A 23015-nucleotide genomic window follows, 5' to 3' on the forward strand; every position below is an offset into this window, starting at 1 on the left:
TGCAGTTTGAAAATATATTTTATTTAAAACTTTATTTCAATCTTTTCTTCCAAATATGGAATTATCTCTTCAATATGAACTCTTACCTGTTCCATTGTATCTCTATCCCTTATAGTCACTGTGTTGTCTTCTAAGGTTTGATAATCTACTGTTATTCCAAATGGAGTACCTATCTCATCTTGGCGTCTGTATCGTTTGCCTATGCTGCCACTTTCATCATATTGGACAATCCACTTGTATTTGAGGTTATTGTAAATCTCCTTTGCCTTTTTTACAAGCTCTTCTTTTTTCAAAAGCGGGAAAATGCCTGCTTTAACTGGAGCAATAGCAGGGTGAAGGTGCAGTACAATCCTTGAATCATTCTCGTCAATCTTCTGATTTTCATATGCGTCAACTAAAAATGCAAGAAGCGACCTGTCAACTCCCGCAGAGGGTTCAATTACATATGGAATATACCTTTGTTTTGTCTCATCGTCAAAATATGTCAAATTCTGACCACTGTATTCCTGATGTCTCGACAAGTCAAAGTCAGTTCTATTTGCAATACCTTCAAGCTCTGACCAGCCCATTGGGAATAAATATTCAATATCAACACATGCCTTTGCATAATGCGCAAGTTCATCTTTCCCATGCTCTCGTATTCTTATGTTTTCCTTTCTAATACCCAGTTTATAATACCAATTTATTCTCTGTTCGATCCAGTGTTTGTGCCAGTACTCGTCTGTCCCAGGTTTTACAAAGTATTCTATTTCCATCTGTTCAAATTCCCTTGTCCTGAAAATGAAATTGCCCGGTGTTATTTCATTTCTAAACGACTTTCCTATTTGGGCAATTCCAAAGGGAAGTTTTTTTCTCATGGTTTGCTGGACATTTAAAAAGTTAACAAATATACCTTGTGCAGTTTCAGGCCTCAAGTAAACAACTGCAGACTCATCCTCAACAGGGCCCATGAAGGTTTTAAACATCAAATTAAACATCCTTGCTTCTGTAAGTTCTCCACCACATTCAGGACATTTATACTCAGAAAGTTGGTCTGTCCTCCATCTTTTTTTACAAACCTTGCAATCAGCCATAGGATCTGCAAAATTAGTTAAATGTCCACTTGCTTCCCATACCTTTGGATTCATTAATATACTTGAGTCAAGTCCGACAACATCGTCCCTTAGCTGTACATTTGCTTTCCACCAAAGCCTTTTTATATTGTTCTTCATCTCAACGCCAAGTGGTCCATAATCCCAGCAGCTGTTCAGTCCGCCATATATTTCACTTGATTGGAATATAAATCCTCGACGTTTGCAAAGTGATACTATCTCATCCATTGTTACCATACTATCCTTACCACCTTCAATTTATTTTGTACAGTCGAATCTATTTTATTTTATAAATTTAAAAAAATCAAGGATTTTGACATCCTTTTGCAATACTAATTTAATATATGTGGTCATTAAGGTTTTCAATATGTCATTCAAACCTTTACTAATTCTTATTTTACTTAGCTTTTTCAAATCTGTTGCAGCAATTATTAAGATTTTTTCAACAACTTCAAGATTTACTTCCATATCATCTTCTTCTTTACACTCTGTGCAGACAACACCTCCATTTTTGAAAGAGAAAAAAATACGGCTCAGGTGTGACTTTTGACATTTCACACATTGGGTAAATTGAGGGAAAAATCCCGTAAAGATTAACATTTTAATCTCAAAGATTCTGCATATAGTCTCAGGATCTGCCCCTTTTTTCAGCATATACAGTGAGTTCAAAAGAAGTCTTAGCACGTCCTCGTTTTTTTGCTCAATCTGGATGAAGCTGTCTACAAGCTCTATAAGGTAACTGGAGTAAATAGTAAGGTAAACATTTTGAGTAATGTCAAAAAACGATTCAATTACACTTGCTGATGATATAGAGTAAATCTCCTTTGTTTTTGTAAACACAAACTCTGAATATATAAGCGGCTGTGATACAGCACTCAAAGGACTCAATGTTCGTCTGCAATTTTTTGAAAGTGCCTGGATCTTTCCAAGCTCGGATGTTAAGATGGTCAAGATCTTGCTTGACTCTTCAAAATTTACATCTTTTAGCACAATGCCTTTTGCCTTTATGAATTTCATTATCCATCAGACCTCTTTTAGGTTATATCCCAGCATCTTCATTGCAGATATATCATCTCGCCAGTTCTTCTTAACCTTTACCCAGAGCTGAAGATTAACTTTTATTCCAAATAACATTTCAAGTTCTTCGCGCGCTTGCATTCCAATTTTCTTTAGCATTTGTCCACCTTTTCCAATAATTATTGCTTTGTGGGATTCTTTTTCACAATAGATAGTTGCTTCTATATCTAAAATATCCTTATCTTCTCTTTCAGAAAACCTTTCAACCGAAACTCCCACACCATGTGGTACTTCTTCAGAAAGATTTAACAAAATCTTTTCTCTGATTATTTCAGAGACAATAAAGCTCTCTCTCACATCTGTTGTCATATCGTCAAGATAGTACTTTGGACCTTCTGGCAATAGCATTTTGATTTTTTCTAACAGTACATCACAATTATACCCATTGATTGCGGCTATCTCGATTATAAATTCAAAACTTAATCTGCCTGAAAAAAGACTTTTTAAAATCTCGATATTCTCCTTGGATGCTAAATCAGCCTTGTTTAAAACCAGTATCTTAGGCGTTTGAACCTCTTTTAACTTTTCTAAGATTGTTTCATCCCACGGACCAATTCCACTGTCAGTAGCTTCAATAATATAAAGGATTAAGTCTACTTCTTTTAGGGTCTTTTCAGAAACCTTTACCATATATTCACCAAGTTTGTTCTTAGGTGGGTGAACACCAGGTGTATCAATAAATATTACCTGTGCATCATTCAGGGTCAGTATTCCTTTTATGCTATTTCTTGTTGTCTGTGGTTTCGGTGAGATTATTGAAATTTTTTTTCCCACAAAGTAATTCATTAGCGTTGATTTACCAACGTTTGGACGTCCTATCAATGCTACAAATCCTGACTTAAATGCCATTAATGATATCACCTCATCGTTTATTATTAAAAAGATTATTGTATTTAATCTCCCTTTAAATTATCATATCATATGTGTTCAATTTTTAACAGGAAGGGTGAAAAATAATTTATTATGAGACTTGTATACGTCATAAAAAAAGAGGATTTGAATATGACATACAAAGAAATTCTAAGAAAAAAGTTATTTCTCTCATCAACCCTTTTAAGCAAGCTAAAATCAAATGGACAAATAAGGTTTATACCACCAATTTTTTCAATCAATCAACACCCAACTGCCGAGTCAATAATAGAGCTTGAACTAAAGGATATCTATTCAAATATAGTTCCAATAAAAGGTAGTATTGATATTTTATTTGAAGATCAATTCTTTTTGTTTGTAAACAAGCCATCTGGTATTCCATCACATCCATCTAAAGGCCATTACTTTGACACTCTTGCAAATAATGTTGAGTGGTATTTAAATTCTCAAGGAGTTACGTCACATATAATAAACAGGTTAGACAAAGACACTTCTGGAATTGTAGTATTTGCCAAAAACTCTTACTTTCACAGTATAGTTTCTTCGGAATTTGAAAAAAGGACAATTGAGAAAACATATATAGCTGTGGTGGATGGAATTTTGACAAAAAAAAGTGGGTTTATAGAAAAACCCATCAGCAGGTCAAATGATGGAATAAAAAGAGAAATTAATGAAGATGGTGATTATGCAATCACCTACTACGAAGTAATTGCCTACAAAAGTAACTACTCAATCTTGAAACTAAAGCCTATTACTGGCCGTACACATCAGTTAAGAGTACATTTGGCATCAATTGGTTATCCTATTGTTGGTGATGTTCTTTATGGAACAGGAAAATATAAAGACTTTCCGCTATTGCTTCATGCATATTCAATAAAGTTTGATTTTAACTTAATAGAAAGACAATACAATATCACTGCTCCACTACCACACTATTTTTCTGAGTTTCTTGGCTGTGAGTTGGAGCTTTAAAATTTGTTACAAACTTTTCTATTCTGTCTAAAGCCTCTTTTATAGTTTCTATTGAATATGCATATGAGCACCTGATAAACCCCTCTCCACAACTTCCAAATGCAGTTCCTGGTACAACGGCTACCTTTTGCTGATACAAAAGCTTCTCAGCAAACACTTCTGATGAAAGTCCAGTTGATTTTATTGAGGGAAAGACATAAAACGCTCCTTTTGGTTCAAAACATTCAAGTCCCATCTTATTGAACCTACTCACCATATATCGTCTTCGGCGATTGTACTCCTCTCTCATCTTTTCAACTTCAGCTGCCCCACTACGTAAGGCTTCAATTGCAGCGTACTGGGAAAACGTGGGAGCACTCATTATAATGTACTGATGTACTTTTGCCATTGCTTTTATAAAAACCTCATTTGCTGCAACAAACCCAAGTCTCCAACCTGTCATTGCAAACGCCTTCGAAAAACCGTTTATTAGTATTGTTTTATCTTTCATCTCTGGAAAATTGGCAATAGAAACATGTTCACCCTCATATGTAAGCTCAGCATATATTTCATCTGAAATAACAATAATGTCTTTATCCTTCAAAACATCGACAAGCTCTTTTAAGTCCTCTTTAGTCATAATTGCGCCTGTTGGATTATTTGGATATGAAAGTATTAGAGCTTTTGTCCGTGGTGTAATTTTAGGAATTATATCATCTGCTCGAAGTTTAAAATCATTTTCTGCTTTTGTCGGAACCTCAACAGGAATACCCCCTGCAAAAATTGTACAGGGTTTATAAGAAACAAATGAAGGTTCAGGAATTAATACCTCATCGCCAGGATTTATAATACTTCTTAGTGCAATGTCAATAGCTTCACTTGCACCAACTGTAACTAAAATTTGTTCTCTATAATTGGGGTAGTTAAGGTCAAATCTTCTCTTTAGGTAATTGCTGATTTCTTTTCTGAGTTCAAGTAGTCCATAGTTTGATGTGTAATGTGTATGCCCTTCTTCAATAGAGTATATGCCCATATCTCTTATACTCCAGGGTGTAACAAAGTCTGGCTCCCCAACGCCAAGCGAAAGAGCGTCTTTCATTTCAGAGACGATATCAAAGAATTTTCGAATACCAGAAGGTGGAACACTTTGAACAGACCTTGATAGAAATCTTTCTAAGTTCACGGTGTTATTACCTCCCTGTCATCCTTCTCACCATCTTCTAAGATTACCCCTGCGTCTTTGTATTTTTTCATTATAAAGTGGGTTGCTGTAGACAAAACATATTCAAGCGGTGCAAGTTTAGAACCTACAAAATGGGCAATATCTTTCATTGTCTTTCCTTCAACAATTACATGTAAGTCATAATTTCCAGAAAGAAGATAAACCGCCTTGACCTCTGGAAATTTGTATATCCTTTTTGCAATTGCATCGTATCCAACACCTCTTTGAGGAGTTACCTTTACCTCAATTATTGCTTCCACCACCTCTTTTTCTGTCTTTTCCCAATTGACAATTGTGTGATACTTGACTATTACCTTTTCATCTTCAAGCTTTTTAATTACTCTTTCAATCTCCTCTTTCTTTTCATTTAGCATAATGGCAATTTCTTCTGCAGAGAGCTTTGGGTTTTGCTCAAGAAGTTCTAAAACCTTTATTTCTGTGTTCATATATCTTCATCCTCCTTTGCAAGATGTTTCAAAAATTCTATCAAAAATCCTCTTTCCTTCATATTTTCAATCACTTCATGGTTTATAATGATACCTGATGGTAAAATAAGGTTACCGTCAACGTAAAAATCTCTTCGCAATTTCCTTAAAGATAACTCTTCTTCATTATTAAGTAAACTTTCTATATCATCTACAGTCTCTTTTAGTTTTTTAATGGTTTTTTCTTTCTGCTTTTTTATGTACAAGATGTGATTAAGTGTATTCTCTTTAATTTTTTCAAGCTCTTCTAAGCTTTTTGAATATTCAGCTTCAACCTCTGAAGCCTTTTTTGAATAATATTCCTTCCATTCATTAAAAAAGTACTCATCAACAAATCTTTGGTAGCAGCTTATGTCTTTGACATGTACGGAAGACAGCTGAAGACTTAACCTCTCAATCTCCTTTTTAAGTCTTTCGTTTTCTTTTATAAGTAGTTCTTTTTGGTTTTCAAGCTTGTAAGATTGGTTTTTAAAATCTTCATTTAACTTTTCAATATACGCCCTTACCTCAACTTTTGAGTATCCAAAAAAGGAGGTTGGAAGTATCATTCAAGCTCCCCCTCTTTTATGTTTACAATTATCACATCATCACCAATTACAACTATATTTTCCCATCCAATAAATTCTTTCTCCCATCGGAAATTTCGCCTTTTTCTAATCTCTATGCCACAAATATTTCCATCATTGTCAATCAAAACTTCTATGTCATTTGAATTGCCTATAATCTTTCCTGAATGCTGACACACAATAGGCTTTGAATTTTTTATATTACTCAAAAGCAATCTTGATACCACCTCTTTTTCGAAATTGTTCAAATACCGGTTGAACCAAAACCACCATCTCCACGCTCTGTTTCAGAAAGTTTGTAAACCTCCTCTATTCTCGCCTTTTCATACTTGCATATCACCATCTGAGCTATTCTATCACCTCTTTTTACTACAAACGGCTCTTTCCCAAGATTAATCAAGATTATACATATCTCTCCTCTGTAGTCATTGTCAATTGTTCCAGGGGAATTTAAAATTGTAATGCCATATTTTAATGCAAGCCCGCTTCGTGGTCTTATCTGAGCTTCATAGCCATCTGGAAGCTCTATGTATATCCCTGTTCTGATAAGCTTTATCTCACCAGGGTTGATGACCACTTCATTCTCCACACAAGCAAAAAGGTCCATCCCGGCAGAACCAGCTGAAGCGTATTGAGGCAAAGGTAAATCTTTTGCATCATCTGCCCTTTTTATCTTTAAAATCATCTGTCTTCCTCCCCTTTTTCATTCGGTTACAAGTCTCTCCTCAAAAATTTTACTATCTATCTCTTTTTTGTTTCCCACAACAGCTACAGAAAACTCTTTTGTCAATACTTCTCTTACTATGTCCATAACTTGGTCGAATTTAATAGAATTAATCATATTAATTATCTCCTGCATTTCAATTATTCTATTTAAAAGTAGCATATTCTTCCCAAGGTTTGACATCCTGCTACTTGTGTTCTCCAATCCAAAAATTATACTTCCTTTTATCTGCTGTTTTGCAACCTCTACCTCATCAGGAGTCAAGTTTCCTCTTATCAGGAGTTTAATCTGGTTAAGAATCTCTTTATAAACCACTCCTATATTCTTGGGATTTGTGCCAGCGTACACTATTAGCATCCCTACATCTTTGTAAGTGCTGACAAAAGAATTTATACTGTATACAAGTCCAAGTTCTTCTCTTATCTTCTGAAAAAGTCTTGAACTCATTCCACCACCAAGTATGTTTGAAACTACTAACAACTTGTAAACATTTTCATCTTCTTGGCCAAAACCTTCAAACGCTATTGCAATTTGGGCTTGGTCACTCTTCTTTGACTTTATAACTGCTCCCCTTTTGAAGATAGGTTCTGATGAGTTATTCGTGTCTTTTGATTTTAAATATCTTTCCCAACTACCAAAATATCTTTCACATAAATCTATAAGATGGGCTTCATCAAAGTTGCCAGCCACTGAAATCACTACATTTTCGGGCTTATATCTCTTTCTCATAAAATTTAATATCTTGTTTCTGTCAATCCTTTTTACAGTAGATTCTTTCCCAATTATTGGATATGATAACGTTTCCCCTTTCCATATCAAATCATTTAATGCTTGGTACAAAATTTCTTCCGGGTCATCTTTTGACATATTAATTTCCTCAATTATAACAGTTTTTTCTTTCTCAATATCCTCTGGATTTATTAGAGGATTTAGAAGTAAATCAGACAGGATTTCAAATGCTTTTTCCAAAAACTCGTCTAATACTCTTACATAAAAACAAGTATACTCTTTTGCAGTAAACGCGTTTATTTGCCCACCTATGGATTCTATTTCATAGACTATTTCTTTGGAGCTTCTATTTTTTGTACCTTTAAAAAGTATATGCTCGATAAAATGAGAAATCCCATTCTCACTTTTAGTCTCATACCTTGAACCTGCTAATATCCATGCTCCAACACTTACTGTCTTTACAGTATCTACTTTTTCATACACGAGCCGAAGATTGTTGTCAAGTTTGTAGAGATTTATCAACCATTCTACCTCCTCAGCAACCAACGTCATTGTCACAACAACATTCCCAGCAGGCGATTATCTGACATATTGTACATATATCACAGTCATCATGGCGTCTATAACCCCTGTTATATGCTGACCATTCGTAATTTCTTGAGGTTGTCTCAAACTGTTCTTTTGCACGTCTGTATTCAAAATTGCTGGGGTCACGACTATATGCCTCAACAAAATACCTGTAGGCTTGATTTATCCACCCTCTTTTTTGATATATTATTCCCATTAAGTAAAACCACTCTGCATCATTTTGTGGGTTTTGATTGAGCAAGTTCTCTGCTGCACTTAAATTGCCTTGCGCAATTAAATCTCTTGCTTGCTGGTAAATAGAATTTTGGTCATATGTAGAATACTCATAGCTTGAGTATTGATCATTCATAAGTATATTATATGCTTCATTAATCTCCTTTAACTTCTCTTCCGCAAGTTCACGCAGTGGGTTGTCTTTAAATTTATCTGGATGATACTTTTTAACAAGCTCAAGATAAGCTTTTTTAATCTCTTCTTTTGTTGCACCTTTTCTCACACCTAAAATCTCATACGGGTCTCTCATCACATCTTCAACTCCTTAAAAAAGTTTGCTTTCAATTTGTTTATTACCTCTTCTGTCTTTGAGTACATTCCAAGTTGAACTATATTGTCTAACAACTGATTATTATACCCTTTTATAAGTCCATTCAATCTGGCAAGATAATTATCTAAACTCACTTTAAGGATACTTATCTCTCTTTCAAATAGAGCACTGTTCTCTTTGCACCTTTGAAGATGATATTTCAAACAATTATATCTCTTTTTTTTCACATCATCAATATAGTCATCAATGGCATCAACAAGGTATATCCAAACACCAGTATAAAAACCTATCTCTCTCAACTTTGGATCGTTATTGTATGCAAAAATCTCAGCCAAAATCTGGCCAAAATTGTGTGCCACCTCATCAATGTTTTGACATTCTGATTTTTCAAGCAAAAGTTGCTTCTCAAATAGTTCTTTTATCTTTTTAAACGATGTAGGATACATTCTTGTTATCTTTTTGAGATATGGTCTTAACACATTGTATAAAGTAAAACTTATAAGTCGTTTTTCGTCAACATAATCATCATAGAGTTTTAAAAAACTCAACATCACCATTTGGTCGCTTACATACTCTAAAATTTTATTTGATTTGATAAATACTCCCTTTTTTTGAGGATGAGCGATACATCTTGTATTGCCGAATTCTTCTTGTATGTTAAAATGCTCTTTTAAAATCAGGTATAAAAACACAAAATCGTAATTTAAAAATACTCTCGGAATATTACCAATCTTTTTTGTCTGCAGACATATTCCACAGTAGATTGCTTTATAATAATTGTAATCTCGTATTTTAAGTTCGGGCTTATACGGCACGACATATCCAAACAACTTAGAAAGCTTCCCCTTACGTCTTTATTTTCTTTATGTTTTTATAGTAGCAAAAATAAAGGCTGTTGTTAAGTAAAATTTAGTTGATTTTTTTCATAAGACTAATTAATATTATTTTGATAGCAAATCAACTTTTTAGGGGGAAAAAGAAGATGGGTTATAAATACTGTCCAAGATGTGAGTTAAACAGAATACCTGAGGAGGAAGACCTCTGCCCTATTTGCAAAAGGGATTTAGAGCAGCTAAAAAAGGTCACAGAAGAAAACATGAAACTTTGTCCATACTGCCATGAGGAGTATATTCCAGAGGACCAAGACATGTGTGATTCTTGTTTTGAAGAAAGACTTTTAACAGGTGTTGTTGATGACGCTGAGATAGAAGAAGATGCATTGAAAGAACCAGAGCCAGAGAATTTCGAAAGCGACTTTGTAGATATAGAACCAGATATTCTGACAGAACTACCAGATGAAGAAATTGACCTTGTGGACACTCCATTAGATTTTGAAGAATTAGATGTGGACGAGGAAGTGCTGTTAGAAGACGAAGAAGTTAAGGAAGATGAGGAAGAGGAAGAACATAGCGAGCCTGCAAAAGAAAAAGAGACTACCAATAAGACCAAGAAAGAAGGAAAAGGTGAAAAAAAGAAAAGTAAAAAGAAAAAATAAACGAAATAAAAGAAAAAAGTGGGCTGTTTTATTAAACTTACAGCCCACTTTTTATATTAGTCACCATTTTTACGTTCTTCAATCATTCTTAGCCTGTTTATAGCTCTATACAAAGCTGCCTGATATCTTTCAAACTCATCTGGCGGAAGTTTTTGCTGAAGTTTCTTTTCAGCTCTTTCTTTCGCAGCTAAAGCTCTTTGTCTGTCTATTTCCTCTGGCCACTCAACAGCGTCAGTCAAGATAACAACCTTGTTTCGGTTAACTTCAAGAATACCTCCCGCAATTGCTGCCTCGCGCCATTTTCCATCCTTTTTTATCCTAAGTTTTCCAATTCCAATGGGTGTGACAATTGGTTCATGTCCTGCCATTATACCTATTTCTCCATCTATTGCACGAATAACTATCATCTCTACTTTGTCTTTAAAAAAGACTCTCTCAGGTTGCAAAACTTCTAATTCAAATGTTGACATTTTGCAGTATCACCTCAAAACTTATTTACCCTTCATGTCCTTTTCATAGTTCTCATAAACCTCATCAATTGTTCCAACCATGTAGAAATACTGCTCAGGGATATGGTCCATTCTGCCCTCAATTATTTCTTTAAATCCTCTTATTGTATCTTTCAGCTTGACATATCTTCCAGGTCTTCCTGTGAAAGCTTCAGCAACAAAGAACGGCTGAGAAAGAAATCTCTGAATCTTTCTTGCTCTGTAGACAATCAATTTGTCTTCTTCAGAAAGCTCATCCATACCCAATATTGCAATGATATCCTGAAGTTCTTTATACCTTTGCAAAATCTGCTGGACTGTCCTTGCAACATAATAGTGCTCTTCACCCACAATTCGTGGGTCAAGTATTCGTGATGTAGAGTCAAGCGGGTCAACTGCAGGATATATACCAAGCTCAGCAATCTGTCTTGACAAAACAGTTGTTGCATCAAGGTGAGCAAATGTAGTAGCAGGTGCTGGGTCAGTGAGGTCATCAGCCGGAACATAGATTGCTTGAACAGAGGTTATTGATCCTCTTTTTGTAGAGGTTATCCTCTCTTGCAAAGCGCCGACCTCGTTTGCAAGTGTTGGCTGATACCCAACAGCTGAGGGGATTCTTCCTAACAGCGCTGATACTTCAGAACCTGCTTGGATAAATCTGAAAATGTTGTCAATAAACAAAAGCACATCCTGCCCTTCTACATCACGGAAATACTCGGCCATGGTAAGACCAGTGAGGGCAACTCGCATTCTTGCCCCTGGTGGCTCGTTCATTTGGCCAAAGACCAAAACTGTCTTCTCTATAACACCTGATTCGTTCATCTCAAGCCAAAGGTCATTTCCCTCTCTTGTTCGTTCACCAACCCCAGTGAATATTGAAAATCCACCATGTTCTGTTGCAATATTTCTGATAAGCTCCATGATGAGAACAGTCTTGCCAACACCTGCACCACCAAAAAGACCAATCTTCCCACCTTTTGCATATGGTGCTAAGAGGTCTATAACCTTAATTCCTGTCTCAAAAATCTCTACTGCAGGCACCTGTTCTTCAAATGAAGGTGCACTTCTGTGAATTGGCCAGTAGTCCGCGGCCTGTACTTCGCCTTTGTTGTCAATTGGCTGGCCTAAAACATTGAATATTCTCCCCAACGTCCCTCTTCCAACAGGAACTTTAATGGGTCCACCTGTATCAATTGCCTTTACACCTCTTCTGAGCCCGTCAGTTGAACCCAAAGCAACACAGCGAACAGTATCATTGCCCAAATGCTGGGCAACCTCTGCAACAAGCGTCTTTCCATCAAAATGAATCTCAATTGCATTATTAATAGCTGGAAGGTTACCACTTTCAAACCTCACATCTACTACAGGACCAATTATTTGAACAACATAACCAACATTTTGTTCCATCTTTGGCTACACTCCCTTTAAAATCAAGTTTAAATAGTTACTTATTTCAAAGCAGCTGCACCACTTATTATCTCTGATATCTCCTGAGTAATCACTGCCTGGCGTTCCCGATTGAGCTTTAACACGAGTTTTTGTATCATTTCATCTGCACTTTTTGTTGCATTGTCCATTGCTGTCATCCTTGCAGCAAGTTCACTTACATATGAGTCCATCATTGCCCCAAAGATTATACCTTTTAGATATTCATATATAACAACATTAAGCACATCTGTTGGGGTTGGTTCATATCTTATTGTCTCATCTTTCTTAACCTCACCAGACACAAATTCACTTGGATCAAGAGGAAGAAGTTTCTTTACAACTACATCTTGTTTGATTGTGGAAATTAGCTTGGTATATATGATATAAAGCTCATGAATATCTCCTCTATAGTACTTTTTTACAACATTTTGTGCAATCACCTTTGCAACTTTTACAGACACAGACTGAGTCTGATAATTAAAATTTTCTTCTACTTTGTAACCATGGCGGAATAAAAAATTTTTTCCAACAATGCCTATTGGAAAAAATAATACTTCTCCCTCTTTTGAAATCTTTTCGTACAAATTCAAAGCGCTTCTTATAACATTTGCATTGTAACCGCCACACAGCCCTTTGTCACCACTAATTACAATTACCCCAATCTCTTTTTGTCCCTCTTTATATGACCCTTCAAAGAGAATGTGATTTGTCTCCATACCATGTATCACAAGATCTTTCATAAATTCGTTTATTTTTTCAAAATATGGTCTGGTACTGTCAAGTCTATCTCGTGACCTTTTCATCTTAGATGCAGAGATGAGATACATAGCTCTTGTAATCTTTTTCGTCTCATTGACACTTCTAATCCTTGACTTTATCCACCTTGTTTTGTTTGCCATCTTTGATTTCACCTACTTGCTACTTTTAAATCTCTCTTTGAACTCGCTAATTACCTTCTTTAACAGTTCTTCATTCTCAGGCGTCAAGTCCTTTGTCTCTTTTATAGAATCAAATATTTGCGGATAGTTTGCAGAGATGTATTGGACTAATTTCTCATTAAATTCTCTAACTTTATTTACTTCTATATCCATTAAATACCCATTTACTGCACTATAAAGGATGACAACTTGGTGCCAAACAGGTAGTGTCTTGTATTGAGGCTGTTTTAGTGTCTCTACAATTCGCTGACCTTGGGCAAGTCTTTCACGAGTTGATTTGTCAAGCTCTGAACCAAACTGAGCGAAAGCTTCAAGTTCTCTGTACTGTGCCAAGTCAAGTCTCAATCTTCCTGCAACTTTCTTCATAGCCTTTATCTGAGCATTGCCACCTACTCTTGAAACTGATATACCTGCATTTATCGCGGGCCTTATACCAGCGTAAAACAGCTCACTTTCAAGATATATCTGGCCATCAGTTATTGAAATGACATTTGTGGGAATATATGCTGAAACATCACCAGCTTGTGTCTCAATGATAGGTAAAGCTGTAAGAGAACCTCCACCACGCTGGCTATTTAACTTTGCAGCTCTTTCTAAAAGTCTTGAATGAAGGTAAAAAACATCCCCCGGATATGCTTCACGGCCAGGTGGTCGTCTCAAAAGAAGTGACATTGCCCTGTATGCAACTGCGTGTTTTGATAAGTCATCGTAAACTATAAGAGCATCTTTTCCAGATTCCATAAACTCTTCTCCCATTGCACAGCCTGCATAAGGCGCTAAGAACTGAAGTGGTGCTGAGTCACTCGCAGTTGCGCTCACAACAATTGTATAGTCCATTGCCCCATATTCCTTTAATGTGTGCACTATCTGCGCAACAGTTGATGCCTTTTGACCAATCGCTACATAGATGCAGTATACTCCCTGGTCTTTTTGATTAATGATTGTATCAATTGCAATAGCAGTTTTCCCTGTTTGTCTGTCTCCAATAATAAGTTCTCTCTGACCTCTTCCAATTGGAATCATGGCATCAATTGCCATAATGCCTGTTTGAAGTGGAGTTTTAACAGGCTCTCTTTCAATAACGCCTGGCGCTATCCTCTCAACCGGTCTGTACTTTGTTGCATTGATTGGACCCAAACCATCAATAGGCTGACCCAAGGCATTTACAACTCTACCTAAAAGCTCTTCCCCAACAGGTACCTCTACTACTCTGCCTGTTCTCTTGACAATTGTACCTTCTTTGATTTCCCTGTCATTTCCTAAAATAACGCACCCAACATTGTCTTCTTCCAAGTTAAGCGCCATTCCATAAACGTTGTTAGGAAATTCTAAAAGCTCACCAGCCATACAATTGTCAAGGCCGTGTATTCTCGCAATACCATCTCCTGACATAATCACAACGCCAACGTCATTTGTTTCTATCTTCTTTTCATAGTTTTTTATTTGCTCTTTTATGATTGAGGCAATCTCATCTGGTCTTATAGTTACATCAACCATCTTAAATCATCACCCCTAAATAGCATTCTGGATAAGTTCTTTTTTTATCGAATCCAATGCACCTTTAATTGTAGCGTCGACCTCAATATTGTTGAATAAAAGTTTTATTCCTCCAATGATACTTCTATCAACCTTAACTTTAAAGCGCGGATTTTTAACATCATACCTTTTCAAAAGCCAGTTTGATATCTTTCTAAGAACGCCTTCGTCAACTTCTTCTGATACAATCACTTCAACTTCCACATTACCTATTATCTTGTCATACATTTCCTTATAATAAAAAGGTATATATGGAAGTAAAGTCTCTCTTCGTTTGTCGATTAGCAAACAAATGAGATTGACAATATATCTATCAATGCTTTCATCAAGAAATTGTTTTATCTTCTCTTTTTTATTAGATACTTTCATCTCAAGGTCAAATAAGACATCTACAAACTGTTTATTTGTCTTAAACAAGTCATATATTTTAAAAAGGTCTTCATAAAACTTCTCAAGCTTTCCCTCTTCTTGAGCAAGCTTAAGTAACCCTTCAGCATATCTTTTTGCTGGCAACATTTTTAAGCAACCCCTGCCTCGTCAAATATATTCTCAACTATTTTCCTATTTTCTTCAGTGTTTAAATTCTTTTCAATAACCTTAGATGCAGCAAGAAGAGCAATTGAGACAAACTGGTTTTTAAGTTCATTGATTTGTTTTTTCTTCTCAATCTCAAGCTGCTTGAGAGCATTTTCAATAATCTTGTTTGCCTCAAGCTTGGCATCTTCAATAATCTTGTCAGCCTGCTTTTGAGCTTCAATCACAGCGTTTTGGACTATCTCGTTTGCCTTCGCATGTGCCTGAGATAAAATATTTTCGTACTCTTCTTTCAATTTTATAGCCTCTTCTTTTGACTTTGCAGCAAAGTCAAGCTGCTCTTGAATCATGTTTGCGCGTTTTTCCATAAAAGCAGTTACCTTTTTGAAGAAGAATATTCTATAAACCAGGTAAAGTATCAAAAAGTTAATAACTGCCCAAAAGAACATATTTTCGAAAATTGCAAGGTCAAACATATATATGCTCATCTCCTTTTTGGATTTTGCAGAAATCTATATGTTAACCACAATTTTTAATTTTGAAAATAAAGAGATGACGCTCCCCAACCCAACTGGAGAGCGTTTAAATCTTTGAAATTAACATAAATGCAGCAACCAAACTGTAAATAGCTACTGCCTCTGCCAAAGCAGCACCAAGCAAAAATATTGGGAAAATTCTTCCAAATGCTTCTGGCTGTCTTCCTACAGATTCTGCTGCTTTAGCAGTTGCAATACCAATGCCTATACCTACACCCAATCCTGCAAGCATTGCAATACCTGCTGCTAATGCTGTCAATTGAAACACCTCCAAAAATTTTTACTCTTCGAGCGCTTCATATAGATAAATCATAGACAAAAACGTAAAGATTACTGCTTGCAAAACACCATCAAAAATATCAAAATATAAACTTAACGCTGCTGGTATACCAACTGGAGGTATATGAGCTTTTAAAAGCCCATGATATATTAGCTCCATTATGGTAACACCAGCGAGGATGTTGCCAAACAGTCGGGCAGAAAGAGAAAGAGTTCTTGTGAAATAGTCTAAGAATTTAAACGGGAAAATTATAATGATAGGCTTAAAATGCCCCAAAAACCATCTAATTGGGTTTTTGAGAATAATGGTTGAAACTATCAATACCAAAATTGACATAACACCAAAACTTGCAGTTACATTTAAATTACTTGTAGGGGGTTGAAGACCTATAAGGCCTAACAAGTTTAGCCCAAGTAAGAATAAAAATAGTGTACCTAAATAGGGAGCAAATATATGCCAATAATGGCCTAAAAAGTTTTTAGTGATTTTATTTATTGAGTCGACAATGAACTCAGCAATGACCTGTTTTCTGCTCGGCACTAATTTCATATTAGAGGTGAGATAAAATGCTAATATAATCAAAAATGCCATCACGCCCCACATCTCAACAACTGCTACCCTTACAGGAATACCCTTGCCAATTGGTATTGTGAACAAAACCTTCAATACACCCTCGCCCATTTTACCTTTCACTTCCTTGACAACGTTTTATAAGTATAAGCTACAGCATATGAAACTGTAAGAAACAGTGGATAATTTACTAAAGTCCAAACAAGATATACATCTCCACCTTTATAGAACCTAAAAATAAAAGTGGAAAATACTATCAAAGCCACAACTGCAAAGCTATGAAGTAATAAATAAACAAAATTAGTTTTGCCTTTTATTGCAGACTTTAAAAGTAACAATAGAGAATATAAGATAAATAGCAATATTAAACTGCTGCCAAGCACAATCAGAAAGACTGCTATGCTTTTAGAATAAGCAAACACCATTACACAAAAGATAAGATTTATACCCCATAGCACTTTCAAAGCAAGATTTACAATATCCTTCATATCACATCCCACTAATCAACTTATAAATATGTTACACCCATCTATTATAAAATTCAAGTCCTTATAAAAAATTTTTTGACATCATTCCCACTCAATTGTAGCAGGTGGTTTTGAAGTAATGTCATATACAACTCTATTAACCTTTCTTACAGTGTTTACAATTTCGTTCGAAACCCTTTCTAACACATCATAAGGAATCTTTGCCCAGTCAGCCGTCATACCATCAACGCTTGTAACAGCCCTAAGTGCAACAGTGTAATCATATGTTCTTTCATCACCCATTACACCAACACTTCTCATATCAGTGAGTACTGCAAAGTACTGCCAAATTTCTTCATCAAGTCCACACGCCTCAATTTCTTTTCTGAAAATCCAGTCAACCTCCCGGAGTATCTCAAGCTTTTCTTCGGTAACTTCACCAATTATCCTTATTGCAAGGCCAGGTCCTGGAAACGGCTGTCTTTTTACAATCTTTTCTGGAATTCCTAATTCTATTCCTACCCTTCTTACCTCATCTTTGAAAAGCTCGCGTAGCGGTTCGATTATCCTCTCAAACTTGATATGTTCTGGCAAACCACCAACATTGTGATGACTTTTTATTGTTGCAGCTTTACCAACTCCACTTTCAACAACATCAGGATAAATTGTACCTTGCACTAAAAATTTTACATCTCCAAGTTTTGAAGCCTCCTCTTCAAAAACACGTATAAACTCTTCACCTATTATTTTTCTCTTTCTCTCAGGATCTATGACACCACACAAAGCTTTTAAAAATCTCTCTTTCGCATTAACCTTGATTACATTCATGTCAAACTGTCCTTTGAATGTTTTTATAACTTCTTCCGCCTCTCCTTTTCTCAAAAGTCCATGGTCAACAAATATGCAAAAAAGATTTTTGCCTATCGCCTTGTGAACAAGCACTGCTGCAACAGAAGAGTCAACTCCACCAGAAAGAGCACATACAACCTTTTGATTGCCCACAATCTTTCTTATCTCATTTATTTTTTCTTCTATAAATGACGATGTCCTCCAATCACCTTTGCATCCGCAGATATTGAACAAGAAGTTTTTTATTATTTCTTGCCCAAACTCAGTGTGAACAACCTCTGGATGGAATTGCACACCATAAATCTTTTTTTCTTTGCTGCCAAATGCGGCAATGGCACAATTTTCAGTAGAAGCTAAAATTTCAAATCCCTCTGGGAGTTCTTCTACAAAGTCAGTATGGCTCATCCAACAAATTGAGTTTTCTGGCAAGCCTGTAAACAAAGGCGAATTTGTATTGTATTTTATATGCGTTTTACCATACTCTCTAAATAGAGCAGTTGAAACCTTGCCACCCAAAAGAGATGCAATCAGTTGATTTCCATAGCATATTCCAAGAATTGGAATACCAATTTCAAATATCTTTTTATCAACAACAGGCGCATTTTCTTCATACACGCTTGATGGTCCACCAGTAAAGATTATTCCTTTTGGATTTTTCTCAATTATCTTCTCTAAGGGTGTGTCATATGGCCAAATTTCACAATAAACACCACACTCTCGTACTCTTCGCGCAATTAGCTGATTGTACTGTCCCCCAAAGTCCAACACAATAACAATCTCATGCTGCAAATTTAATCATCCTCTCTTTTGGATTTTTAAATATGATAATATATAAACACAAGAAAAGGAATTGTCAACAGAGAAAAAATTGTTGTAATAAATATTGTACGTGTAGCATATGAACTATCAGCTTTGTATCTATACGATATTATTGAACTAATTATTGCAGTTGGCATTCCTGTTTGGAGTATAATAATCAGTCTTGTAAAGTCATCTAAGCTTATGAATTTGGTCAAAAATGTAATCAATAGAGGAAAAGCCACCATCTTAAACGCAACAATGCCATAAGCAGGATATGTCTTAACTGTATCTTTAAATGAAACTTCTGCTAAAAGGCAGCCAATAAAAAACATAGACAAATAAATGGTTGTTTTTCCAAATGGATTTAATGCATCGTAAATAGTGAGAAAAAATCTATTGTAGTAACTCAAAATTTCAGCTGGCAAAGCTCCTTTTAGTAAATACACTACAAATGCTGAGAAAATGGCAATTGAATTTGCATTTATAAAACCAAATTTAGTTTTCTCACTGCTGTGCTTTGTTATAATTGAGAGTCCCAATGACCAAGCCAAAAAGTCATGCATTATATTGTAACTTGCAGCGTAAAACACACCCTTTTCACCAAAGATAGAGTACAACAGGGGAAATGACAAAAAACCAGTATTTCCAAAAGCAGAGCAAAATATATGTGTGTAAAATGTTTTGCCTTGAAGCTTAAATAACTTTGCTGTTATGTAACCTGTCCCAAGTAACAATATTATCCCAATAAAAGCTGAGATTATCAGTGTGAGGATATTTTTTACAACAGTTGAAGAATAAGGTTTGCTACTTATGGTTGTAAACAATAGGATTGGAGCGGTTACTTTTATAATCAACTCGCTCACAGAATCTTTTATATTAGGTGAAAACAATTGTATTTTAGTACCAATAAATCCTATAAAGATAACAGCAAAAAGATAAAGGATATTTTTTAGAAGAATTAAAACTTCCTGATTCATGGCTGTTAAGACCTTTCCAACAGTAAAAAGATTCTTAAAGTGTACAAGCTCTATTATATAAAAAAAAAGTGCCATTTTACAAGGCACCCTATTCACTAATTTCTATTTCCTCAATCTCCTGTGTGGAATTTGCAAGTGAATTTAGTTTTGCCTTCATTTTATTCATCACTTCTTTTGCCATCTCAGAAGAATACTTTTCCATTGCAAAAACAGGAGTGGTTGTTGCAGTAGAAGCTTTTACAACTCGTATCACTTTAAGCTGTGGCTTGTCTTGCGTTGTAGGTCTTACCTTCGCGTTGAATAAGATATAATCTGCATATCCCTGTTTAAATACCCCAATTACTACCTCTTCATAAGGCTGTGATGTAATCCCTAAACCTCCAGTTGATTTAATGTTCATAGGTATAAGCTGTGTCTTTCCATCTTTGCCTGTTGTATATAGCTGCTCTAAGTTAGAAAAAACTACATTTGCTCCTTCAACAGGTGTACCAGTTTTGCTGTCCACCACCATTACCTGAAGATAACCTTTAAGAGTATCTACTTTTGAAACCTCTTGTGTTTGGGTTTGCGTAGTTTTTGGTATTTCGGAAGATGCCATCTTTGTTTTTTCTAAGCTTTTGTTTGAAATTATACCTACTAAAGCAATAACAAATATAGCTAAAATTGTAACAGCCAGAAATCGATTAGATACTTTGCTTAACATTTTTCTCTTCCCTTCTATTAATTGTATTTCTACTAAAATATATTACTGAACAAAAATTTATATCACTTAATTTGTTTACAAAAAAAATTGTGGGGTATAAATATCTTTGAATACACTGAGACTTTTTTTACAAGGAGAGTGAGAGTTAGAATGTACACAAAATTAAAAGAGAATATATACTCAGTAGGAGTACAAGATCCAAATCTTCGTATTTTTGACATTGTAATGTACACAAAATATGGAACAACATATAACTCTTATCTCGTAATTGGCTCTGAAAAAGTTGCACTTATTGAAAATGTGAAGTATAAATTTTTTGACCAGTTTTTAGACAATATTAAAGAGATAATTGACCCTGCAAAGATAGATTATCTCATAGTAAATCACACAGAACCGGACCACTCTGGTTCAATTGAAAGTCTGCTTGAGATAAACCCGAAGATAAAAGTATTTGGTAGCAGCTCTGCCATGAGGTTTTTGAAGAAGATTTCAAACAAGAGTTTTGATTCTCAAGTTGTAAACGATGGTGACCAAATATCCTTGGGTAACAAGACATTGAAATTTATTTCTGCTCCATTTTTACACTGGCCTGATTCAATTTACACCTATCTTATAGAAGATAGTATACTCTTTACTTGTGATTCATTTGGTTGTCATTACAGTACCGAAAATCTTGATATAAACTGGGTGATGGACAATGACAAAGAGGGATTCATGGATGCATACAAGTACTATTACGATGTAATTATGTCTCCATTTAAAAGCTATGTACTTCAGGCAATTGAAAAGATAAAAGACTTAAAGATTGACATAATAGCAACAGGTCATGGTCCAATCTTGACAAATTACAAGGATGAACTTATAGGTTTGTATAAATCATGGTCAGAAGAGCTTCTAAAAGAACCAGAAAAGCCTTATGTGGTTATTGTCTATGTTTCGGCATATGGATACACTGAAATGCTTGCCAAAAAGATTTCTGAAGCAATTACTCAAAGTGGTATAGATGTGTTGTTGTACAATGCAATTGAGCACAAAATAGAAGATATATTGGAAAAGATATATATGGCAAAAGGTGTGCTGTTTGGCTCACCTACCATAAACTCAGATGCTCTTTTACCAATATATGAAATATTGATAAGGCTAAACCCCATAGTTCATGGAGGGAAAATTGCTGGTGCTTTTGGATCATATGGCTGGAGTGGAGAAGCTGTCTCAAACATTGAAACACGATTAAAACAGTTAAGGTTCAAAGTAGTTGAACCAGGGCTCAAGGTAAATTTCAAACCGAATGAGGAGGAATTAAAAAAGGCATATGAATTTGGTATACTATTTGCTGAGAAGGTAAAAGAGAAAAAGCTGGTGTAAAGCAATGGAAAAATTTGATGTAGTGATTATTGGTGGTGGGGTTTCTGCTTTAACAGTTGCAGAAGAGATAAGGAAAAAGGATTTTAATCTTTCAATATGTATTCTAAGTGATGAGAGGGTATTGCCTTATTACAGATTGAAACTGCCTTATTATATTTACAATCCTATTGATGAGAAATTCTTTATAAAACCACAAAACTGGTTTGAAGATAACAACATAAAAATTTATCTAAACTCGCCTGTGATCAAGGTTAATTTTGACAACAAGATTGTGTTTGTGTCAGACAAGAAAATAGGATATAAAAAACTTGTAATTGCTTCTGGAGCCAAGCCATACATGGGTGATGATGTGGTTGATATCAGAGCAAGAGATAAGGTTTTTTCTTTGAGGACCTACGAAGACCTTCTACGATTGAAAGAAATCATTCCCCGAGTCCCTGAAGTTGCCATTATAGGCGCAGGGCTTTTGGGATTAGAACTTGCTTCAACACTGGAAGGTAAAAGTGTATTTCTAATTGAAATAGCAGAACGACTTTTACCTAAACAATTAGATGAAGTAGGTGCTTTGCTTTTTGAAGAAGAGATAAAAAGAAAGGGAATAAATATAAATTTTAATAGCAAAGTTGAAAAAATAGAAAAAATAAACAACAAGTTGGTAATCTTTCTTTCAAATAATAAAGAGATTTTATCTGACATTGTAATTTTTTCAGCAGGTGTTGTGCCAAATACAGATTTTGTAAATGATAAACGAATACTGAGTTCCAGAAAAGGCATTGGAGTAAATGCCAGAATGCAAACCTCAATAGAAGATGTGTTTGCATGTGGAGATGTAGCCTATCTTAACAATCAAAATCCTGGCACATGGACTTTTGCAGTTGAAAGTGGCAAGGTGGTTGGCAAAAACATTCTTGGACAGAATATTGAATATCAAAGAAAACCTATCCCTTATTTTCTAAAGGCATTTGGAATGGAAATAGTCTCTGCTGGAAACATAATCGACGTAAAAGAATCAAATCTTTTTGAGTGTCTTAACAAAGAAAAGATGGTTTATAAAAAATTTGTGCTCAAAAACAAGAAATTAATTGGGTATCTGCTCATAAATGACACAAAAACACACAGTCAGATAAGTAAATTTTTGGGTCAGGAAGTCAACCTAAAATGGATAGAAAAATATCTTGAGATAAAGTAAAAAAGGGGCTTT

The 23015-nt window shown here is 35.3% G+C and carries 27 protein-coding genes; 4 read left to right on the top strand and 23 right to left on the bottom strand.

What is annotated here, in order from left to right:
• Positions 1-23: 23 nt before the first annotated feature.
• Genes H964_RS01020 through era form a run of 3 tightly spaced genes read right to left on the bottom strand, consistent with a single transcriptional unit; the run spans position 24 to position 3017 of the window.
• Entirely contained in the window at positions 24-1319 is a 1296-nt protein-coding gene (locus tag H964_RS01020; protein ID WP_307189050.1) for a glycine--tRNA ligase, read from the bottom strand.
• A 54-nt stretch (positions 1320-1373) separates the two neighbouring features.
• On the bottom strand, positions 1374-2108 hold the full coding sequence (gene recO / locus H964_RS01025) for a DNA repair protein RecO (RefSeq protein ID WP_039763924.1): 735 nt from the start codon (positions 2106-2108) through the stop codon (positions 1374-1376).
• Positions 2109-2114: 6 nt separating this feature from the next.
• Positions 2115-3017: a GTPase Era gene (gene era, locus H964_RS01030; protein ID WP_039763925.1), complete on the bottom strand. Its 903-nt coding sequence runs from the start codon at positions 3015-3017 to the stop codon at positions 2115-2117.
• Positions 3018-3131: 114 nt separating this feature from the next.
• Between era and H964_RS01035 the strand changes: the two genes are divergently transcribed.
• On the top strand, positions 3132-4010 hold the full coding sequence (locus tag H964_RS01035; RefSeq protein ID WP_039763926.1) for an RluA family pseudouridine synthase: 879 nt from the start codon (positions 3132-3134) through the stop codon (positions 4008-4010).
• Here the strand turns inward: H964_RS01035 and H964_RS01040 are convergent.
• From H964_RS01040 to H964_RS01075, 8 genes are read right to left on the bottom strand one after another with little or no spacing between them, the layout of a single operon-like run.
• Positions 3952-5172 (bottom strand): aminotransferase class I/II-fold pyridoxal phosphate-dependent enzyme, encoded by a 1221-nt coding sequence (locus H964_RS01040; protein ID WP_039763927.1) that lies wholly within the window; start codon positions 5170-5172, stop codon positions 3952-3954. The genes H964_RS01035 and H964_RS01040 overlap by 59 nt on opposite strands.
• The gene (locus H964_RS01045) at positions 5169-5657 is read right to left on the bottom strand and encodes an Lrp/AsnC family transcriptional regulator (protein ID WP_039763928.1); all 489 of its coding nucleotides are present in this window, start codon (positions 5655-5657) and stop codon (positions 5169-5171) included. The genes H964_RS01040 and H964_RS01045 overlap by 4 nt, the downstream gene beginning before the upstream one ends.
• Positions 5654-6244 carry a hypothetical protein gene (locus H964_RS01050; RefSeq protein WP_039763929.1) on the bottom strand — a complete coding sequence of 197 codons (591 nt, stop codon included), beginning with the start codon at positions 6242-6244 and terminating at the stop codon, positions 5654-5656. The genes H964_RS01045 and H964_RS01050 overlap by 4 nt, the downstream gene beginning before the upstream one ends.
• Positions 6241-6477 carry a hypothetical protein gene (locus H964_RS01055; protein WP_039763994.1) on the bottom strand — a complete coding sequence of 79 codons (237 nt, stop codon included), beginning with the start codon at positions 6475-6477 and terminating at the stop codon, positions 6241-6243. The genes H964_RS01050 and H964_RS01055 overlap by 4 nt, the downstream gene beginning before the upstream one ends.
• A 29-nt stretch (positions 6478-6506) precedes the next feature.
• On the bottom strand, positions 6507-6947 hold the full coding sequence (gene dut / locus H964_RS01060) for a dUTP diphosphatase (protein ID WP_039763930.1): 441 nt from the start codon (positions 6945-6947) through the stop codon (positions 6507-6509).
• A gap of 18 nt (positions 6948-6965) precedes the next feature.
• Positions 6966-8237, bottom strand: a complete 1272-nt coding sequence (locus H964_RS01065) for a M16 family metallopeptidase (protein WP_039763932.1) — start codon at positions 8235-8237, stop codon at positions 6966-6968.
• A 13-nt stretch (positions 8238-8250) separates the two neighbouring features.
• Positions 8251-8826 carry a J domain-containing protein gene (locus tag H964_RS13295; protein WP_039763933.1) on the bottom strand — a complete coding sequence of 192 codons (576 nt, stop codon included), beginning with the start codon at positions 8824-8826 and terminating at the stop codon, positions 8251-8253.
• Entirely contained in the window at positions 8826-9677 is an 852-nt protein-coding gene (locus H964_RS01075; protein WP_039763934.1) for a DUF5685 family protein, read from the bottom strand. Before H964_RS01075 ends, H964_RS13295 begins: the two co-directional genes overlap by 1 nt.
• 152 nt (positions 9678-9829) lie before the next feature.
• Here H964_RS01075 and H964_RS01080 point away from each other — a divergent pair, with 152 nt between their 5' ends.
• The gene (locus H964_RS01080) at positions 9830-10342 is read left to right on the top strand and encodes a hypothetical protein (protein ID WP_039763935.1); all 513 of its coding nucleotides are present in this window, start codon (positions 9830-9832) and stop codon (positions 10340-10342) included.
• Positions 10343-10398: 56 nt separating this feature from the next.
• Here the strand turns inward: H964_RS01080 and atpC are convergent, their stop codons facing one another.
• The 12 genes from atpC to H964_RS01140 form a co-directional block, all read right to left on the bottom strand.
• The gene (gene atpC, locus H964_RS01085; protein WP_039763938.1) at positions 10399-10812 is read right to left on the bottom strand and encodes an ATP synthase F1 subunit epsilon; all 414 of its coding nucleotides are present in this window, start codon (positions 10810-10812) and stop codon (positions 10399-10401) included.
• Between the two features lie 21 nt (positions 10813-10833).
• On the bottom strand, positions 10834-12237 hold the full coding sequence (gene atpD, locus H964_RS01090; protein WP_039763939.1) for a F0F1 ATP synthase subunit beta: 1404 nt from the start codon (positions 12235-12237) through the stop codon (positions 10834-10836).
• A 41-nt stretch (positions 12238-12278) separates the two neighbouring features.
• Entirely contained in the window at positions 12279-13157 is an 879-nt protein-coding gene (gene atpG / locus H964_RS01095) for an ATP synthase F1 subunit gamma (protein WP_039763941.1), read from the bottom strand.
• Between the two features lie 12 nt (positions 13158-13169).
• On the bottom strand, positions 13170-14693 hold the full coding sequence (gene atpA, locus H964_RS01100; protein ID WP_039763947.1) for a F0F1 ATP synthase subunit alpha: 1524 nt from the start codon (positions 14691-14693) through the stop codon (positions 13170-13172).
• 15 nt (positions 14694-14708) lie between these two features.
• Entirely contained in the window at positions 14709-15248 is a 540-nt protein-coding gene (gene atpH / locus H964_RS01105; protein ID WP_011917494.1) for an ATP synthase F1 subunit delta, read from the bottom strand.
• Positions 15249-15250: 2 nt separating this feature from the next.
• Positions 15251-15742: a F0F1 ATP synthase subunit B gene (gene atpF / locus H964_RS01110; protein ID WP_039763955.1), complete on the bottom strand. Its 492-nt coding sequence runs from the start codon at positions 15740-15742 to the stop codon at positions 15251-15253.
• 106 nt (positions 15743-15848) lie between these two features.
• Complete coding sequence (gene atpE, locus H964_RS01115) at positions 15849-16061, bottom strand: ATP synthase F0 subunit C (protein WP_083931411.1); 213 nt, start codon at positions 16059-16061, stop codon at positions 15849-15851.
• A 21-nt stretch (positions 16062-16082) separates the two neighbouring features.
• Entirely contained in the window at positions 16083-16763 is a 681-nt protein-coding gene (locus H964_RS01120; RefSeq protein ID WP_039763957.1) for a F0F1 ATP synthase subunit A, read from the bottom strand.
• Positions 16764-16771: 8 nt separating this feature from the next.
• Positions 16772-17140 carry a hypothetical protein gene (locus tag H964_RS01125; RefSeq protein WP_039763959.1) on the bottom strand — a complete coding sequence of 123 codons (369 nt, stop codon included), beginning with the start codon at positions 17138-17140 and terminating at the stop codon, positions 16772-16774.
• A gap of 81 nt (positions 17141-17221) precedes the next feature.
• The gene (gene guaA, locus H964_RS01130; RefSeq protein WP_039763961.1) at positions 17222-18757 is read right to left on the bottom strand and encodes a glutamine-hydrolyzing GMP synthase; all 1536 of its coding nucleotides are present in this window, start codon (positions 18755-18757) and stop codon (positions 17222-17224) included.
• A 26-nt stretch (positions 18758-18783) separates the two neighbouring features.
• The gene (locus H964_RS01135; protein WP_237738157.1) at positions 18784-19821 is read right to left on the bottom strand and encodes an AEC family transporter; all 1038 of its coding nucleotides are present in this window, start codon (positions 19819-19821) and stop codon (positions 18784-18786) included.
• A 13-nt stretch (positions 19822-19834) separates the two neighbouring features.
• The gene (locus tag H964_RS01140; protein WP_039763963.1) at positions 19835-20449 is read right to left on the bottom strand and encodes a hypothetical protein; all 615 of its coding nucleotides are present in this window, start codon (positions 20447-20449) and stop codon (positions 19835-19837) included.
• Positions 20450-20599: 150 nt separating this feature from the next.
• On the opposite strand from H964_RS01140, the gene H964_RS01145 reads away from it, so the two are divergent.
• Together H964_RS01145 and H964_RS01150 are read left to right on the top strand one after the other, a co-directional pair.
• On the top strand, positions 20600-21814 hold the full coding sequence (locus H964_RS01145) for an FprA family A-type flavoprotein (protein ID WP_039763966.1): 1215 nt from the start codon (positions 20600-20602) through the stop codon (positions 21812-21814).
• 4 nt (positions 21815-21818) lie between these two features.
• Positions 21819-23003 (top strand): NAD(P)/FAD-dependent oxidoreductase, encoded by a 1185-nt coding sequence (locus H964_RS01150; protein WP_039763969.1) that lies wholly within the window; start codon positions 21819-21821, stop codon positions 23001-23003.
• Positions 23004-23015 lie beyond the last annotated feature (12 nt).

Source organism: Caldicellulosiruptor sp. F32 (genome assembly GCF_000404025.1).
Lineage (GTDB): Bacteria > Bacillota > Thermoanaerobacteria > Caldicellulosiruptorales > Caldicellulosiruptoraceae > Caldicellulosiruptor > Caldicellulosiruptor saccharolyticus.

Excerpts from the sequence above, each read along its gene's own strand:
- atpD (WP_039763939.1), bottom strand. The coding sequence starts at position 12,237 with ATGGAACAAAATGTTGGTTATGTTGTTCAAATAATTGGTCCTGTAGTA.
- atpF (WP_039763955.1), bottom strand. The coding sequence starts at position 15,742 with ATGTTTGACCTTGCAATTTTCGAAAATATGTTCTTTTGGGCAGTTATT.
- atpC (WP_039763938.1), bottom strand. The coding sequence starts at position 10,812 with ATGTCAACATTTGAATTAGAAGTTTTGCAACCTGAGAGAGTCTTTTTT.
- dut (WP_039763930.1), bottom strand. The coding sequence starts at position 6,947 with ATGATTTTAAAGATAAAAAGGGCAGATGATGCAAAAGATTTACCTTTG.
- H964_RS01140 (WP_039763963.1), bottom strand. The coding sequence starts at position 20,449 with ATGTTAAGCAAAGTATCTAATCGATTTCTGGCTGTTACAATTTTAGCT.
- H964_RS01020 (WP_307189050.1), bottom strand. The coding sequence starts at position 1,319 with ATGGATGAGATAGTATCACTTTGCAAACGTCGAGGATTTATATTCCAA.
- H964_RS01120 (WP_039763957.1), bottom strand. The coding sequence starts at position 16,763 with ATGGGCGAGGGTGTATTGAAGGTTTTGTTCACAATACCAATTGGCAAG.
- atpA (WP_039763947.1), bottom strand. The coding sequence starts at position 14,693 with ATGGTTGATGTAACTATAAGACCAGATGAGATTGCCTCAATCATAAAA.
- atpG (WP_039763941.1), bottom strand. The coding sequence starts at position 13,157 with ATGGCAAACAAAACAAGGTGGATAAAGTCAAGGATTAGAAGTGTCAAT.
- H964_RS13295 (WP_039763933.1), bottom strand. The coding sequence starts at position 8,826 with ATGAGAGACCCGTATGAGATTTTAGGTGTGAGAAAAGGTGCAACAAAA.
- recO (WP_039763924.1), bottom strand. The coding sequence starts at position 2,108 with ATGAAATTCATAAAGGCAAAAGGCATTGTGCTAAAAGATGTAAATTTT.
- H964_RS01135 (WP_237738157.1), bottom strand. The coding sequence starts at position 19,821 with ATGGCACTTTTTTTTTATATAATAGAGCTTGTACACTTTAAGAATCTT.
- H964_RS01145 (WP_039763966.1), top strand. The coding sequence starts at position 20,600 with ATGTACACAAAATTAAAAGAGAATATATACTCAGTAGGAGTACAAGAT.
- atpH (WP_011917494.1), bottom strand. The coding sequence starts at position 15,248 with ATGTTGCCAGCAAAAAGATATGCTGAAGGGTTACTTAAGCTTGCTCAA.
- H964_RS01080 (WP_039763935.1), top strand. The coding sequence starts at position 9,830 with ATGGGTTATAAATACTGTCCAAGATGTGAGTTAAACAGAATACCTGAG.
- H964_RS01050 (WP_039763929.1), bottom strand. The coding sequence starts at position 6,244 with ATGATACTTCCAACCTCCTTTTTTGGATACTCAAAAGTTGAGGTAAGG.
- H964_RS01035 (WP_039763926.1), top strand. The coding sequence starts at position 3,132 with ATGAGACTTGTATACGTCATAAAAAAAGAGGATTTGAATATGACATAC.
- H964_RS01125 (WP_039763959.1), bottom strand. The coding sequence starts at position 17,140 with ATGAAGGATATTGTAAATCTTGCTTTGAAAGTGCTATGGGGTATAAAT.
- H964_RS01045 (WP_039763928.1), bottom strand. The coding sequence starts at position 5,657 with ATGAACACAGAAATAAAGGTTTTAGAACTTCTTGAGCAAAACCCAAAG.
- H964_RS01150 (WP_039763969.1), top strand. The coding sequence starts at position 21,819 with ATGGAAAAATTTGATGTAGTGATTATTGGTGGTGGGGTTTCTGCTTTA.
- era (WP_039763925.1), bottom strand. The coding sequence starts at position 3,017 with ATGGCATTTAAGTCAGGATTTGTAGCATTGATAGGACGTCCAAACGTT.